General features: G+C 69.9%; 16 protein-coding genes and 2 pseudogenes. 4 read left to right on the top strand and 14 right to left on the bottom strand.

All coding sequences use genetic code 11. The features are described 5' to 3' along the window. Positions 1–51: 51 nt before the first annotated feature. The 4 genes from frr to rpsB all read right to left on the bottom strand — a co-directional run bounded on the left by frr (position 52) and on the right by rpsB (position 3,420). Positions 52–609, bottom strand: coding sequence for a ribosome recycling factor (gene frr, locus AB0C84_RS24900; RefSeq protein WP_179843315.1), 558 nt, complete (start codon positions 607–609; stop codon positions 52–54). A 74-nt stretch (positions 610–683) separates the two neighbouring features. Continuing rightward, a complete protein-coding gene (pyrH, locus tag AB0C84_RS24905; RefSeq protein WP_089312861.1) occupies positions 684–1,463 on the bottom strand; it encodes a UMP kinase in 780 nt (259 codons plus the stop codon). A 57-nt stretch (positions 1,464–1,520) separates the two neighbouring features. Then, positions 1,521–2,357, bottom strand: coding sequence for a translation elongation factor Ts (gene tsf / locus AB0C84_RS24910; protein WP_179843317.1), 837 nt, complete (start codon positions 2,355–2,357; stop codon positions 1,521–1,523). A gap of 85 nt (positions 2,358–2,442) precedes the next feature. Continuing rightward, positions 2,443–3,420, bottom strand: a complete 978-nt coding sequence (gene rpsB / locus AB0C84_RS24915; RefSeq protein ID WP_361070583.1) for a 30S ribosomal protein S2 — start codon at positions 3,418–3,420, stop codon at positions 2,443–2,445. A gap of 388 nt (positions 3,421–3,808) precedes the next feature. Between rpsB and AB0C84_RS24920 the strand changes: the two genes are divergently transcribed. Beyond that, entirely contained in the window at positions 3,809–4,507 is a 699-nt protein-coding gene (locus tag AB0C84_RS24920) for a M23 family metallopeptidase (RefSeq protein ID WP_361070586.1), read from the top strand. Between the two features lie 78 nt (positions 4,508–4,585). Here AB0C84_RS24920 and AB0C84_RS24925 read toward each other — a convergent pair whose 3' ends face one another. After that, the gene (locus AB0C84_RS24925; RefSeq protein WP_361070589.1) at positions 4,586–5,497 is read right to left on the bottom strand and encodes a tyrosine recombinase XerC; all 912 of its coding nucleotides are present in this window, start codon (positions 5,495–5,497) and stop codon (positions 4,586–4,588) included. 155 nt (positions 5,498–5,652) lie between these two features. Between AB0C84_RS24925 and AB0C84_RS24930 the strand changes: the two genes are divergently transcribed. From AB0C84_RS24930 to dprA, 3 genes are read left to right on the top strand one after another with little or no spacing between them, the layout of a single operon-like run. Continuing rightward, entirely contained in the window at positions 5,653–6,006 is a 354-nt protein-coding gene (locus AB0C84_RS24930) for a YraN family protein (protein ID WP_361070593.1), read from the top strand. Next, complete coding sequence (locus AB0C84_RS24935) at positions 6,007–7,557, top strand: YifB family Mg chelatase-like AAA ATPase (RefSeq protein ID WP_361070597.1); 1,551 nt, start codon at positions 6,007–6,009, stop codon at positions 7,555–7,557. Further along, entirely contained in the window at positions 7,554–8,765 is a 1,212-nt protein-coding gene (gene dprA / locus AB0C84_RS24940) for a DNA-processing protein DprA (RefSeq protein ID WP_361070600.1), read from the top strand. Before AB0C84_RS24935 ends, dprA begins: the two co-directional genes overlap by 4 nt. 453 nt (positions 8,766–9,218) lie before the next feature. On the opposite strand, the gene AB0C84_RS24945 is transcribed toward dprA, so the two are convergent. The 9 genes and pseudogenes from AB0C84_RS24945 to rpsP form a co-directional block, all read right to left on the bottom strand. Next, positions 9,219–9,533 (bottom strand): DUF2469 domain-containing protein, encoded by a 315-nt coding sequence (locus tag AB0C84_RS24945; protein ID WP_179843322.1) that lies wholly within the window; start codon positions 9,531–9,533, stop codon positions 9,219–9,221. Beyond that, positions 9,530–10,255 carry a ribonuclease HII gene (locus AB0C84_RS24950; protein ID WP_258938536.1) on the bottom strand — a complete coding sequence of 242 codons (726 nt, stop codon included), beginning with the start codon at positions 10,253–10,255 and terminating at the stop codon, positions 9,530–9,532. The genes AB0C84_RS24945 and AB0C84_RS24950 overlap by 4 nt, the downstream gene beginning before the upstream one ends. Before the next feature lie 354 nt (positions 10,256–10,609). Then, positions 10,610–11,491 (bottom strand): signal peptidase I, encoded by an 882-nt coding sequence (gene lepB, locus AB0C84_RS24955; protein ID WP_361070605.1) that lies wholly within the window; start codon positions 11,489–11,491, stop codon positions 10,610–10,612. A 168-nt stretch (positions 11,492–11,659) separates the two neighbouring features. Further along, complete coding sequence (gene rplS, locus AB0C84_RS24960; RefSeq protein WP_149257798.1) at positions 11,660–12,010, bottom strand: 50S ribosomal protein L19; 351 nt, start codon at positions 12,008–12,010, stop codon at positions 11,660–11,662. A gap of 118 nt (positions 12,011–12,128) precedes the next feature. Continuing rightward, a pseudogene (locus tag AB0C84_RS24965) lies at positions 12,129–12,674 on the bottom strand (tRNA (guanosine(37)-N1)-methyltransferase TrmD); the annotation flags it as partial. 336 nt (positions 12,675–13,010) lie between these two features. Further along, a pseudogene (locus tag AB0C84_RS24970) lies at positions 13,011–13,223 on the bottom strand (tRNA (guanosine(37)-N1)-methyltransferase TrmD); the annotation flags it as partial. Beyond that, positions 13,220–13,732, bottom strand: coding sequence for a ribosome maturation factor RimM (gene rimM / locus AB0C84_RS24975; protein ID WP_179843325.1), 513 nt, complete (start codon positions 13,730–13,732; stop codon positions 13,220–13,222). The pseudogene AB0C84_RS24970 and the gene rimM, both read right to left, overlap by 4 nt. A gap of 11 nt (positions 13,733–13,743) precedes the next feature. Further along, positions 13,744–13,986 carry an RNA-binding protein gene (locus AB0C84_RS24980; protein ID WP_179843326.1) on the bottom strand — a complete coding sequence of 81 codons (243 nt, stop codon included), beginning with the start codon at positions 13,984–13,986 and terminating at the stop codon, positions 13,744–13,746. A 1-nt stretch (position 13,987) separates the two neighbouring features. Next, positions 13,988–14,437 (bottom strand): 30S ribosomal protein S16, encoded by a 450-nt coding sequence (rpsP, locus tag AB0C84_RS24985; RefSeq protein WP_179843327.1) that lies wholly within the window; start codon positions 14,435–14,437, stop codon positions 13,988–13,990. Positions 14,438–14,744 lie beyond the last annotated feature (307 nt).

Raw genomic sequence — 14,744 nt, forward strand, 5'->3', positions numbered from 1 at the left:
CCTCCGGCTCGTCCGGGGAGCCCGAGGGCTCCCCGGCGTCATCGAGTCTCATCACACTTCGAGCAGTTCGGCCTTCTTGTGCTCAAGTAGCTCGTCGATCTGCGCCACGTAGCGGTGCGTCGTGTCGTCGAGTTCCTTCTCGGCACGCCTGACCTCGTCCTCGCCGGCCTCGCCGTCCTTGGCCAGCTTGTCGAGGGCGTCCTTGGCGCGGCGCCGGATGTTGCGGATCGAGACCCGGCTGTCCTCCGCCTTGGTGCCGGCGACCTTGATGAACTCCTTGCGACGCTCCTCCGACAGGTCCGGGAAGACGACCCGGATGACGTTGCCGTCGTTGGTGGGGTTCACGCCGAGGTCGCTGTCGCGGATGGCCCGCTCGACCGCCTGCATGGACGACTTGTCGAAGACCTGGACGACGACCATCCGCGGCTCGGGGAGCGTGAAGGACGCGAGCTGGTTGATCGGCGTCGGCGTCCCGTAGTACTCAGCCGTGATCTTGTTGAACATCGCGGGCGTGACCCGGCCGGTGCGGATGGCCTGGAAGTCCTCCTTGGCGACCGCGACCGCCTTCTCCATCTTCTCCTCGGCTTCGAGGAGGGTCTCGTCGATCACTGTGACTCCCGTGTCATCTGGTCGGCCCTGGTCCTGCGGTTCCGCGCCGCGTCCGGCGCGGCCGTGGGCTGCGGTCAGCCCTCCGCCGGGCTGACCAGCGTGCCGATCTTCTCACCCCGGACGGCCCGGACGATGTTGCCCTGCCCCATGAGGTCGAAGACCACGATGGGGAGCGCGTTGTCCATGCAGAGGCTGATGGCCGTGGCGTCCATGACCTTCAGGCTCCGCTGTAGAACTTCACCGTATTCCAAACGGTCGAACTTGACCGCGTCTGGATTCTTTCGGGGGTCGGCATCGTAGACACCGTCCACTTGCGTGGCCTTCAGTACCGCCTCCGCGCCGATCTCCAGCGCGCGCTGGGCGGCGGTCGTGTCGGTGGAGAAGAACGGCTGGCCGAGCCCGGCGCCGAAGATGACCACGCGGCCCTTCTCCAGGTGCCGGATGGCGCGGCGCGGGATGTAGGGCTCGGCGACCTGGCTCATGGTGATGGCGGTCTGCACGCGCGTGTCGAGCCCGAGCTTCTCCAGGAAGTCCTGCAGGGCCAGGCAGTTGATGACGGTGCCGATCATCCCCATGTAGTCGGCGCGCCCGCGGTCCATGCCCCGCTCGGCCATGACGGCGCCGCGGAACATGTTGCCGCCGCCGCACACGACCGCCACCTGCACGCCGTCCCGGACGGCTTCGGCGATCGCCTCGGCGACATGCTGGACGACCTCGGGGTCGATGCCGAGCGGGTCGCGTCCGGCGAAGGCCTCGCCCGAGAGCTTCAGCAACACCCTCTTCCAGCCCGCGCGCGGCGCGTGCTGGCCGGACGACGAGGCCGCCGTCGCGCTACTGGTCGTCTTGTCCGGCACGTCGGCGGCCTCCTCGTTGCGTTCGCTATGTCTCGGGTACTCGTTTCCAGAGTGCCCTTAAGCCTGCCCGACCTTGAACCGGGCGAAGCGGACGACCTTCACGCCGGCCTCGTCGAGGACCTTCGCGATCGTCTTCTTGCTGTCCTTCACGAACGCCTGCTCAACGAGCACGAAGTCGCGGAAGTAGGCGTTCACCCGACCCTCGACGATCTTCGGGATGGCCTGCTCGGGCTTGCCCTCGTCGCGGGTGAGCTGCTCGGCGAGCGCCCGCTCCTTCTCGACCGCCTCGGCGGGGATCTCCTCGCGGGTGAGGTACTTGGGGGCCATCGCCGCGATCTGCTGGGCGATGTCCTTGGCGACCTCGGCGTTCTCGGTGTCGAGCTCGACCAGCACGCCGGTGGTCGGCGGCAGCGACGGGTCGGACTTGTGCAGGTAGCTGGCCACATAGGCGCCCTGGAAGTGGGCGAACCGGCGCAGCTCCAGCTTCTCGCCGATCTTGGCGCTGTTCTCCTCGATCAGGGCCTGGACGGTCTTGCCGGGCTCGATCTCGGCGGCCAGCAGGGCGGCGGCGTCCGCGGCGCCGTTGGCGGCCGCGAACTCGACCAGACGCTGGGCGAGCTCGATGAACTGCGCGTTCTTGGCGACGAAGTCGGTCTCGCAGTTGAGCTCCAGGAGCGCCCCGTCACCGGAGTTCGCAAAGTGCTCGGCGACCAGGCCGTTGGCGGCGGTGCGCTCGGCGCGCTTGCCGACGTCCTTGGCGCCCTTGAGACGCAGCAGTTCGGTCGCCTTCTCGAAGTCGCCGTCCGCCTCGGTGAGGGCGTTCTTCACGGCCATCATGCCGGAGCCGGTCAGGTCGCGCAGCCGCTTGACGTCAGCGGCGGTGAAGTTGGCCATCGCTCTCTTCGCTTCTCTCGTCGTTGGTCGTGGGACCCGCGACGGTCCCGGCGGCGTCCGCGTGGACACCGCCGGGACCGGCGGATCAAGCCTGCTCGGCCTCGGCGGCCTTCGGGGCCTCCTCAGCCGGGGCCTCCTCAGCCGGAGCCTCTTCAGCCGGGGCCTCGGCGGCGGCCTCGGGAGCCTCCGCGGGCGCCTCGGCGGGGGCTTCGGCAGGGGCCTCGGCCGCGGCCTCGGTCTCGGCAGGGGCCTCTGCGGCGCCCTCGGCCTCGCCGGGCTTCAGCAGATTGCGCTCCCACTCGGTCAGGGGCTCGCTGCCGGCGGCCGCGGTGCCCTCGGCCGGCTTCTCGTCGCCACCGGGCGCGGCGCCCGCCTTGGCGATGAGGCCGTCCGCGACGGAGTCGGCCACGACGCGGGTCAGCAGGCTGACGCTGCGGATGGCGTCATCGTTGCCCGGGACCGGGTAGTCGACCTCGTCGGGGTCGCAGTTGGTGTCGAGGATGGCCACGACCGGGATGCCGAGCTTCTTGGCCTCGTTGACCGCGATGTGCTCCTTCTTGGTGTCCACGATCCAGATGGCGCTCGGAACCTTCGCCATGTCGCGGATACCGCCGAGGGTGCGCTCCAGCTTGTCCTTCTCGCGGCGCAGGCCGAGGAGCTCCTTCTTGGTCATGCCGGAGCCGGCCACGTCGTCGTAGTTGATCTCCTCCAGCTCCTTGAGCCGGGTGAGCCGCTTGTGGACGGTGGAGAAGTTCGTGAGCATGCCGCCCAGCCAGCGCTGGTTGACGTAGGGCATGCCGACCCGGGTCGCCTGCTCGGCGATGGACTCCTGGGCCTGCTTCTTGGTGCCGACGAACAGGATCGTCCCGCCGTGGGCGACCGTGGCCTTGACGAACTCGAACGCGCGGTCGATGTAGGACAGCGACTGCTGCAGGTCGATGATGTAGATGCCGTTGCGCTCGGTGAGGATGAAGCGCTTCATCTTCGGGTTCCACCGGCGGGTCTGGTGGCCGAAGTGGACGCCGCTCTCGAGGAGCTGCCGCATGGTGACGACGGGTGCCATTGCCCGTGTTCTCCTTCTCTGACCCTGTCGGGCCGCATTTGGTTATCTGCCTGCGCCCGGGTGCGGCCCCACCGTCGCCGAGGCGACGGACCGAGGGACTGCGCCCCACCATCGCGGTGGCATGCGGACGCGTGAAATCAGCCGCCGGGATACCTCCAGGCGGCTGTGACCCGTTGCCGGATCTGGGTCCCGTCCGCTCTGGGAGCGGCTTCTCGCCGCCCGCCCTGGAGCGGAACGACGACGGCCTGGCCCTGACCGGTGTCCTCTCAGACACACCTACAGATTATCAGGGCGCGAAGGTGTCCGGGCCTCATCGATTTCCCCGCAGTTATCCACAGTTCGCGAACCCCATCGACGAGCCCGTCCGCCGCCGGGCAGGGTTCGGTCCATGACCGTGTTCTCGCTGCTCCTTACGTGCATGATCGCCATCGGATCGCCCGGCCTGGACGCCTGGCGCTGGCCCTTAGGGCCGCCGGCCCCGCCGGTGGTGCGCGGCTTCTCGCCTCCGGCCATCCCTTGGGGCGCGGGCCACCGCGGTGTGGACCTCGCGGCGCGTCCGGGGCAGTCCGTCTACGCCGCCGGGCCAGGACGCGTCGCGTACGCCGACGATCTAGCGGGACGAGGCGTCGTGACCATCGACCACGGCGCCCTGCGGACCACGTACCTGCCCGTCCGTCCCGGCATCCATGTCGGGCGCCGCGTCACGTCCGGCACACGGATCGGCGTTCTGGAACGGGGGCTGCTCCACTGCCCCATGACATGCCTGCACTGGGGTCTGCGCCGCGGTGCCCTATATCTGAATCCGCTCAACCTCGTCCAGCGCCAGGTGCGTCTCCTGCCTCTCTGGCAGCGGCCCACACCCACGGCGACGCCGCGTCCCGTCGATTCGCCGTCGCCACAGCCAAGGATGGCCCTGCGCGACGCCGCCACGGCCACGGGCGGAGCACTGTCGGGCATGGTTCTGGCCTTCGCCCTGGCCTTCGCGTGGCGCCGAACCCGCCTCCGCTTCCGACTGCACCGCCGTCGCCGTCAGCCGCCAGGCGTCATCAACCTCTCCCAGGAACGCCACCTACGCCGCGCCCCCTGACCAGACCCACCCATGCCGCCCGGCTCCACCAGAGCCGGGCGGCAAGCCATCCCCGAACAACGCCGCCCTGTCTCGGGGCTACTCGGAGCGGCTGCCTCGGGGGTGGGCTTGGCGATGGACTTGTCTCAGGCGCTCGGCGGATACGTGCGTATAGATCTGGGTCGTCTGCAGGGACGCGTGGCCGAGGATCTCTTGGACGCTTCGCAGATCGGCGCCGCCCTCGAGGAGGTGGGTGGCGGCAGAGTGGCGGAGGCCGTGCGGAGCGAGATCGGGAATCTGCCCTACCTCCGAGATCCTCGTATGGACGATCCGCCGCGCGCTCGTGGGGTGCAGGCGGCCTCCGCGTGTGCCGAGGAAGAGGGCGGGGCCACTGTTCTCGGTCGCGAGTGCGGGACGTCCGGCGCGCAGCCAATCCTGGACAGCGCGGGCAGCCGGCTCTCCTAGAGGAACCGTGCGCTCACGCCCACCTTTTCCCAGCACTCGAACGGTCCTGCGCCCAGTGTCCAGGTCGTCGATGTCGAGCCCGCACAGTTCGCTCACGCGGACTCCCGTGGCGTAGAGAACCTCTAGGACGGCCAGATCGCGGAGCCCGACGGGACCTTCAACGTCGACGGTATCCAGGAGATGTGCCGCATCGTCCTGAGTGAGGACGGCAGGGAGATCACGCCGTCGTTTGGGCGTGCCCAGCAGCAGACCGGGATCGTTCTCAAGAAGCCGCCGCCGGTGCAGATGGCGGGTGAACGCGCGGGCCGCCGCCGTCCGTCGGGCCAGGGTCGCTCGGGAGCGGCCGAGAGCATGTTGACGGGCGAGCCATGCCCGCAGCACCGAGACATCCAGTTCGGCCGGTTCCGTCAGGCCGGCAAGGGCGGCATAGGCGCACAAGTCGGCTAGATCACCGAGATAGGCCCGCAGGGTGTGGGGCGAGACGTCCCGCTCGGCGCGCAGATGACGGCCGAACTCGGCGACGGCGTCCTCCAGCGCGTTGGTCACAGGCGTCACGCTGCGCCAAGGCCCCGACCGAAGCAAGCACCGAACCCCGGTTTCGAGCGAATCACCCGGAAGCTCCCCCAAGTTATCCACAGTACGCGGTTCTGCGACTACGTTCCGTGAGACTCCGGCACTGTCGAAGTCCGGAGGTGAGGCCCATGACTGCCCACATTGATCTCGGCCGCCGCGGCGAGGACGCCGCCGTCCGGTACCTGGCCGGACTCGGCTGGACGATCCTCGACCGCAACTGGCGGTGCCCCGAGGGGGAACTGGACATCATCGCCCTTGACGGGCGCCGGCACGTCGTGTGCGAGGTGAAGACCCGCCGGTCGGCCCGCTTCGGTGATCCCCTCGACGCGATCACCGTCGGCAAGGCGACCCGGCTACGGCGGCTGGCCTGGAGGTGGGCCGCCGCGCACGGCGTCAGCGGCGCGCCGATGCGGGTTGACGTGCTCGGCCTGATCGGCGACGGCGACGACTTCTCGATCGATCATCTCAAGGAGGTGTGCTAGATGACGCTCGCCAGAACGCGCTCGGTCTCCCTCGTCGGCGTGGACGGCTTCGTCGTGGACGTCGAGGCGGCCATCACCAGCGGCGTCCCGGGCCTGCACCTCGTCGGCCTCCCCGACACCGCCCTCAGCGAGGCCCGCGACCGCGTCAGGGCGGCGATCTTCAACTCCGGCGAGGACTGGCCGAACCGCCATGTCACGGTCTCCCTGTTCCCGGCAAGCATGCCGAAGAAGGGCGCGACCTTCGACCTGGCGATAGCGATCGCGCTGCTCGGGGCGGCGGAGGTGATCCCACCGCGCAGCGGCGCGGAGATGGTGCTGATCGGAGAGCTGGGCCTGGACGGGCGCATCCGCCCCGCCCAGGGCGTGCTGCCCGCAGTGTTGGCCGCCGCGAACCGCGGTTACCGCACGGTCGTCGTCCCGCGCGCCAACGCCGAGGAAGCCGAACTCGTCCCGGATACGAAGGTGGTGCCCGCGAACACGCTCCGCGGGCTGCTGTGCCTACTGCGCGACGAGCCACCGCCCTTCGAGGAGGACGAGGAAGCCCCTCCCTCGCCCCCGAAGGGGTTCGGCCTGCGGCAACAGGACATCTCGCCCGACCTGGATCTGGCCGACGTCAGAGGCCAGGCCGAAGCGCGCCGCGCTCTGGAGATCAGCGCCGCCGGAGGGCACCACCTGTTCTTCGCGGGTCCGCCCGGCTGCGGGAAGACCATGCTCGCGGAGCGGCTCCCGACGCTGATGCCGCCCCTCGAACCGGAGGTCGCCCTGGAGGTCACCGCGATCCACTCCATCGCCGGGACCCTCCGTCCGGGGCAGCCCCTGATCACGCAGCCCCCGTTCTACGCACCGCACCACACGGCCTCCCGTGCCTCGATGGTCGGCGGCGGCTCGGGCCGCGTGCTCCAACCTGGCGCGGTCTCCCTGGCCCACCGAGGAATCCTCTTTCTGGACGAGGCGCCGGAGTTCATCGCCGGAACACTCGACGCCCTGCGGCAACCACTCGAGGAGGGAGAAGTGCGAATCAGCCGCATCGAGGGCATCGCGCACTTCCCCGCCCGGTTCACTCTCGTCCTCGCGGCGAACCCGTGCCCGTGCGCCGCGGCGAAACAGATCGACTGCTCCTGCGCCCCGGGCGTGCGCCGCAAGTACGCCAGCCGGCTGTCGGGCCCGCTGCTCGACCGCATCGACCTCAAGCTGGAGCTCGCCCCGGCCAGCCGCGCCGAACTCCGCTACGACCTGGAGTTCGCCGAATCGAGCAAGGTGGTGGCCGAACGGGTCATGCTGGCGCGCGAACGAACGATGAGACGCCTCACCGGCACCCCGTGGCGATCGAACTCCGAGGTCCCCGGGCCGGAGCTGCGTCGCCGTTTCACACCGCCCCAGGATGCGATGCACGGCGCCGACGAAGCCCTGCACCGGGGCACGCTCAGCGCCCGCGGCCTCGACCGCGTCCTGCGGGTGGCCTGGACGATCGCCGACCTCGCGGGCCACGACGAGCCGGGGCCGGACGACGTCGGCGGAGCGCTCACCCTCTGGTCAGCGGGGCGCCAATGAGCGACGAGCGAACCGCCCGCGCCACCCTGACCGCGGTCGCGGAACCCGGAGACGCCTTCCTCAACCGGATGATCGACCATTGCGGCCCCGAGGACGCACTGGAGGCCATCCGGACCACCCGGCTCCCCCAGGGCCTGTCGGCCTCCCCTCAGGAGGTCCGGCGTCTCGACAACTGGCGGATCCGGCTCATCGCGGCGGAGCCCGACCAGGACATGTCCGTGTGCGCCCAGTTCCGCGGCCGCCTCATCTGCCCGGGAGAGCCCGAATGGCCGACGACCCTCGACGATCTCGGCGCAGGCCGCCCGTACGCCCTGTGGCTGCGCGGCCCCGGCGACCTGCGCTACAGCTGCCTGCGTTCGGTCGCCATCGTCGGTTCCCGCGCCGCGTCCCCCTACGGCCTGCGCGCCGCCGCCGACTTCGCCTCCGAACTCGCCGACCAGGGCTGGACGGTGATCTCCGGCGGGGCTCTCGGCATCGACGCGGCCGCCCACCGCGGCTCCCTGGCCGCCGACGGCCCGACCGTGGCGGTCCTGGCGAACGGCGTGGACGTGCCCTACCCGGCTTCCAACGAGGGGCTCTTCGCCGAGATGGCGCGGCGCTCACTCCTGGTGAGCGAGTCACCGCCGGGCACCCACCCGCACCGCCTCCGCTTCCTCGTCCGCAACCGGGTGATCGCGGCACTCTCCCGGGGCACGGTCGTCGTCGAGGCGGAAGCGCGCAGCGGCGCCCTCAACACCGCCGGCTGGGCGGCCAAGCTCGGCCGCATGGTCATGGCGGTGCCGGGCCCGATCACCTCCCGCTCCTCGATCGGCTGCCACCGCCTCCTGCGCGAGGAGGGCGCCACGCTCGTCACCCGCCCCGAGGAGATCATCGAGGCCGTCGGCCGCATCGGCACCGACCTGGCCCCGCCGCCCGCCACCCCCGTCCTGCCCCGCGACCGGCTGGAACCGGTCACCCGCTCCGTGCTGGAGGCGTTCCCGGCCCGCGGCGCGGCCGGCCCCGCCCAGCTCGCCGTCAAGGCGGGCGTGGACCTGAACACCGTCAACGCCAAACTCGGCCTGCTCGCCGCGGGCGGCTTCATAGAGCGCACGTCCTCCGGCTGGCGCCTGACGAAGTCCGGCAGGTCGAACACGCCACCCACTCTCCAGGCAGCTGACCCCCCGGAACTCCCCCGCACCGACAACGACCACCCACAGGAACCCCGATGACCCACACCACGATCACACGCCTGCCCCTGGCTGCAGCCCAGAGAACACCGAGCCACGCAAACAGGTCACCCGGCCGCACACATCCACCATCAACGACCGTCCCCGCGCAGCTACCGGACCCGCGCCCCCCGCAGACACCAGATCAGCAGCAACCCCGCGATAGAGCACCGACCCAACCGGAGGGATGCGTCCCTAGCAAGCAACCAGATCAGCGACGACCGCACTCTTGAGGACGAACCTGGCCGAAGAGAAGCGCTCCCTCTCACCAGCAACACCAGCTCCGCACTGACCGCCCGCTGGAGCAACGACCAGACCGGCGTGAAGGGACTCGCTCCCCCCAGCAGTCACCAGATCAGCGGCGACTTTGCGAGGGAGCACCCAACTTGGCTGGAGGGAAGGAGCGCTCTTCCGGCGTACATCGACTCAGGAGGACAGCTCGTGCGTTTCGACGGGCTACTGCTCGGAGGGGAGCTCGAAGTCGCTCTTCGCCAGTTCTTCGACGTTGACGTCCTTGAACGTGACGACTCGAACGTTCTTGACGAAGCGGGCCGGACGGTACATGTCCCAGACCCAGGCGTCCTGCATGGTGACCTCGAAGAAGACCTCGCCGTTGTCGACGCTGCGCACCTGGAGGTCGACCGAGTTCGTCAGGTAAAACCGGCGCTCGGTCTCGACGACGTAGGTGAACAGCCCGAGGACGTCGCGGTACTCGCGATAGAGCTGCAACTCCATCTCGGTCTCGTACTTTTCGAGATCCTCCGCGCTCACGCTCGTGCCCCTTCCGTGCGGTCCTCGTCAGGGAGTTCCCCCTCGGTCTCCTCCTCCAGGACCACATCTCCATTGTTACGCAAGGCACGCCCGACGTTGACGTAGGAGAACCGATGCTCAGGACACGGACCGTGCAGTTCGAGCGCCCTGCCGTGCGCACGGGTCACATAACCCTTATGAACATCGAAGCCGTACTCGGGATACCGCTCATGGAGGTTCACCATGATCCGGTCCCTTGTGACCTTGGCGATGATGGACGCCGCGGCGACGCAGGCCGCGACCTGGTCGCCCTTGATCATCGGGAGGCCGGGGACGTCCAGCCCCGGCACCGGAAAGCCGTCGCTGATCACATACGCGGGACGCTTGTCGAGGGCGGCCAGCGCCCGGCGCATCCCGGTGATGTTGCACCGGTGCAGACCCAGCCGGTCGATGTCATGGCACGGGATGACGATGGCGCTCCACGCGTAGGCGCGCTCGGTGATCTCGGCGTACAACCGCTCCCGGCGTGCGGGTGTGAGCAGCTTGGAGTCCGTGAGACCGTCGATCTTCCCTCGCCCGCCCTGGAGGATCACCGCGCCGACGACCATCGGCCCCGCACAGGCTCCCCGCCCCGCCTCGTCGACCCCGGCGACGGGGCTGAAACCCGCGTGGCCGAGAGCCCGCTCGTACGCGAACAGTCCTGCGTCCCGGCGCGGCGTGAAGCGGAGTGGACGACCGTTCATGCTCCGCAGCGTACGTCCCAGGAAGCCCCGAGCGCTCCCCGAACGCCTCCCTTACTGCCGTATGCCGCACCACACCGAAATCCACCCAAGCCAGAAGCGGCAGTGCAGCGACGCGCTCCCTGGGCGGGCCCCGCATCCCGCGGGTTGGGGCAGCGAGCGATCCGGGGGCCTGGACGGATGGGCGGGCATGGCGGTGCCTGCCGTCCGAGCTCGGCTGCGGATGCGCGTCACGCGCGGGTTAGCGCGCGGCATGTCCCTGTTAGGGCGGTTTCGCGCGCCAGGTTGGGCGATGTGGCCGATCAGGCGTGCGGATTCACAGGCGCGGGTCGGCTTCGTTGGGGGTTGGCGCTTCGGTCAGGGTTTGTAGTGGTGGCGGCGTCTGAGGTACGCGAGGGGCAAGGTGCAGAGGATGCCCAGGGCGTAGGGGGCCGCCGGGAGGGCGGCTGCGCCGGACTTCTCCAGGGCGGGTTGTTTGAAGGTGGCCGGGATCGGCAGAGTGCCGAGGCGGTCCAGAGGCCAGACGATGACGAAGGCGCGGCCGATGACGCGGTCGATCGGGATGGTGCCGCCGCCCGGGTCGCCGCGGTGGGAGCGGGAGTCGTAGGACAGTTCGCGGTGGTCGCCCATCACCCAGAGCTGACCCGGCTTCACGGTGACGTCGAAGGGGTCGTTGGAGGGTTTGTTCTGCTCATGGGTGACCGGGTCGGTGAAGATGTAGGACTTCTCTTCCAGGGGGACACCGTTGACGGTGACGCGGCCCTGGGCGTCGCAGCACTTGACGTGGTCGCCGGGGATGCCGATGACGCGCTTGATGTAGTCCTTCTCGTTGGGCGCGACGCCGAAGGCGGTGCCTACGGCGCGCAAGGCCTTGGAGACAGGGTTGCTGGGCTCGTCGACCTGGACCTCGGGGTCCCAGGAGTCGAGGCCGTTGAAGACGATGACGTCACCGCGGGCGATGTCCCGCGTGTGGTAGACGATCTTGTTGACCAGGACGCGGTCGCCGACCTGGAGGGTGTTCTCCATGGAGCCGGACGGGATGTAGAACGCCTGGACCGCGAACGCCTTGATGACGAGGGCCAGCACGACGGCGACCACGATGAGGACGGGAAGCTCTTTCCAGAAGGAGCCCTGCTTCTTCTTGCGCTTGCCGTCGTCGTCGGAGTCGTCGGCCGTCTCATCGGCCGAGTCCACGGGCTCCTTCTCTTCGGGCACCGCGCCCTCGGCTTCGGATCGCACGTCTCTCCGATCGTCCTCGTCAGTCATCAGAGCGAAAGCCTAGCGGCGCGGTGCCCATGGGACGCCGCGCGTGGGCGTGTCGCCGACGGCCAAGCCGATCATCTCCGTCCAGAACGGGCAACGCCCCGGGCACCGTGGCGGGTTCCCGGGGCGTCGTGGTCCATCGGCTCAGTGCTCGCGCTTCTCCTTGATGCGCGCGGCCTTGCCGCGCAGGTTGCGCAGGTAGTAGAGCTTGGCGCGGCGGACGTCGCCGCGGGTGACGACCTCGATCTTGTCGATCGAGGGGCTGTTGAGCGGGAAGGTCCGCTCGACGCCGACGCTGTAGCTGACCTTCCGGACGGTGAAGGTCTCGCGGGCGCCGCCGCCCTGCCGCCGGATCACCACGCCCTGGAAGACCTGGATACGACTCCGGTTGCCCTCCGTGACGCGCACGTGCACCTTCAGCGTGTCGCCCGGACGGAAGTCCGGGACGTCGGCGCGCATCGCGGCCTTCTCGATCTCCTGGATCAGGGTGTGCATCGCAGCGGTTCCTCGTGGTCGAACGCGGGCGTCGAGAGGCCCCGGTGGGTCTTTCGTGGGGGCGTCGCGCCGCGGAAAGTGGTCTTGGGGTGCCGTGCGGTCTGGACGCACGGACGCTTTAGTCTGCCATATCTTCGCCGTCAACCGGAAAACCGGCCTCGCGCAGCACAGCACGGTCGTGCTTGTCGAGGGCCCCCGGCGTGAGGCGTGAGAGCAGTTCAGGGCGGTGACGGGCCGTCCGGCGCAGCGCCTCGTCGCGCCGCCAGCGGGCGATCGCGCCATGGTGCCCCGAGAGAAGAATGTCCGGAACAGGCCGCTCGCGCCAGACGGGAGGCTTGGTGTAGACGGGGCCTTCCAGGAGCGACTCCATCGCGCCGGGAGCGAACGAGTCGTCGGCGACGGAGTCGGCGTTGCCGAGCACGCCGGGCAGAAGGCGGCCGATCGCCTCCACCATGACGAGGACGGCGACCTCCCCGCCGGCGAGGACGAAGTCGCCGAGGCTGACCTCGTCCACCGGCATCCGGGTACGGGCCTCCTCGGCGACACGGGAGTCGATGCCCTCGTAGCGGCCACAGGCGAAGATCAGCCACGGCTCCGCCGCGTACCGCACCGCGTCCGCCTGCGTGAACGGCCGCCCGCTCGGCGTCGGAATGATCAGCCGCGGCACCGCCCCTGCGGAAGATGCACCACCGGGGTATGTCGCGCTGGGGGAAGCCGGGGACGTCTCGCCGGGCACGTGCGGGGTGCCGGGGCCGCCGGACGGAGGGTGCGGCACTGGCCCGGCGGCGGAGATGCCACCTGCAGATGTCGCGCCAAAGGCATCCGCGGACGTCCCACCGGGCGCGCGCGGGGTGGCAGGTCCGCTAGGCGGAAGGCCTGGCATCGCTCCGGTGGACGCGCCACCGGGATATGTCGCGCCCGAAGCGTCTGCGGGGGAAGACGGGGACGTTTTGCCGGAGACGGGTGGGGTGGTGGGGGGGTTGGGCGGGGGGGCCAGGGTGTCGAGGGCCTCGCCCCAGGGGTCGGGTTTCATGACCATGCCGGGGCCGCCGCCGTAGGGGGTGTCGTCGACGGTGCGGTGCCGGTCGTGGGTCCATTCGCGCAGGTCGTGGACGCGGACGTCCAGCAGGCCGGCGCGCCGGGCCTTGCCCAGGAGGGAGATCTCCAGCGGAGCGAAGTACTCGGGGAAGATCGTGATTACGTCGAGTCTCATGATTCGTCGAGCAGGCCGGGGGGCGGATCTATGACGAGCCGCCCCCCGGGAACGTCCACCTCGGGGACGAGGGCGGCCACGAAGGGGACCAGCTTCTCGCCCCCGGCCCCGCGCACGACCAGGAGGTCCTGGCCGTGGTGCAGGACGTCCGCGACCAGGCCGACCTCGGTCCCGTCCGTGGTGACCACGGCGAGCCCGAGCAGTTCCTGGTCGTGGAAGTCGTCCGGGTCGGCGGACGGGGGGATGTCACCGGGGTCGACGACGAGCCACGTGCCGCGAAGTTCCTCCGCGGCGTCGCGGTCGCCGACCCCGGCGAAGCGCACGAGCAGGCGTCCCGAATGCCAGCGTTTCCGCTCGATGGTGAGCGGACCGGCGGTGACGGGGTCGGTGGCGAGCGCCGTGCCCGGGACGAACCGGGACTCCGGTTCGTCCGTGCGGACGTCGACGGTGACCTCGCCGCGAACCCCGTGCGGCCGTCCGATCCGTCCCACCACGAGCGGTTCGCTCATCGGGACGCCACTCAGCGGACCTCGTTGACGTCGAGCAGGTCGACACGCACGTAACGGCCTCCGGAGAGGGCGCTGATCACCGTGCGCAGGGCCTTGGCGGTGCGACCGCTTCGGCCGATGACCTTCCCGAGGTCCTCGGGGTGCACGCGCACCTCCAGGACCCGGCCGCCCCTGATCCGGCGGGCGCGAACCTGGACGTCGTCCGGGTTCTCGACGATCCCGCGGACCAGGTGCTCGAGCGCTTCTTCGAGCACGTCAGCCCTCGCTCTTGGCTTCGTCGGTCTCGGTGGCCTTCGCCTCGGACTTCTTCGGCTCGGCCTTCTTCTTGCCGCGGGTCGCGCTGCCGGCGGCCTCGTCGTCGCCCAGCGACTCCTTGACGGCGGCCTCGAACGCGGCCTTCTTGTCGGCCTTCGGCTCGGCGACCTTGAGGGTGCCCTCGGCGCCCGGCTCGCCCTTGAACTTCTGCCAGTCGCCGGTGATCTTCAGCAGGTTGAGCACGGGCTCGGTCGGCTGCGCGCCGACACCCAGCCAGTACTGCGCACGCTCAGAGTCGATCTTGATGAGCGAGGGCTCCTGCTTGGGCTGGTAGAGCCCGATCTCCTCGATGGCCCGCCCGTCCCGCTTGGTGCGGGCGTCGGCGACGACGATCCGGTACTGCGGGTTCCGGATCTTCCCCAGACGCTTGAGCTTGATCTTGACTGCCACGGGTGTGGTGTACTCCAACTTCATCACTGGTTGGACGGGCCCGCGCCAGGTGGGGAACACCGGCTCACGGCCGCCCGATGGACTCCGGTCGCGCTGGACGAGAGAGGGCGCCTCGCGATTCCGGGTTTCCAGCCTGTCATTCTGCCAGACGTTCGCCGCGAAAGCGCAATCGCACAGACCGGGTGTCGCCCCTTCGCCCCCGAGACAGCCCGTAACCCCCTGCCCCGACCCTGGACGCCGCGGCGCCCCCGCGCCCCCGGGGGGAACAACCCCCAGACCCACCACGACCCCCCAAAAAACGAAAAGA

The organism is Actinomadura sp. NPDC048955 (genome assembly GCF_040649435.1).
Classification (GTDB): Bacteria; Actinomycetota; Actinomycetes; order Streptosporangiales; family Streptosporangiaceae; genus Spirillospora; species Spirillospora luteofluorescens.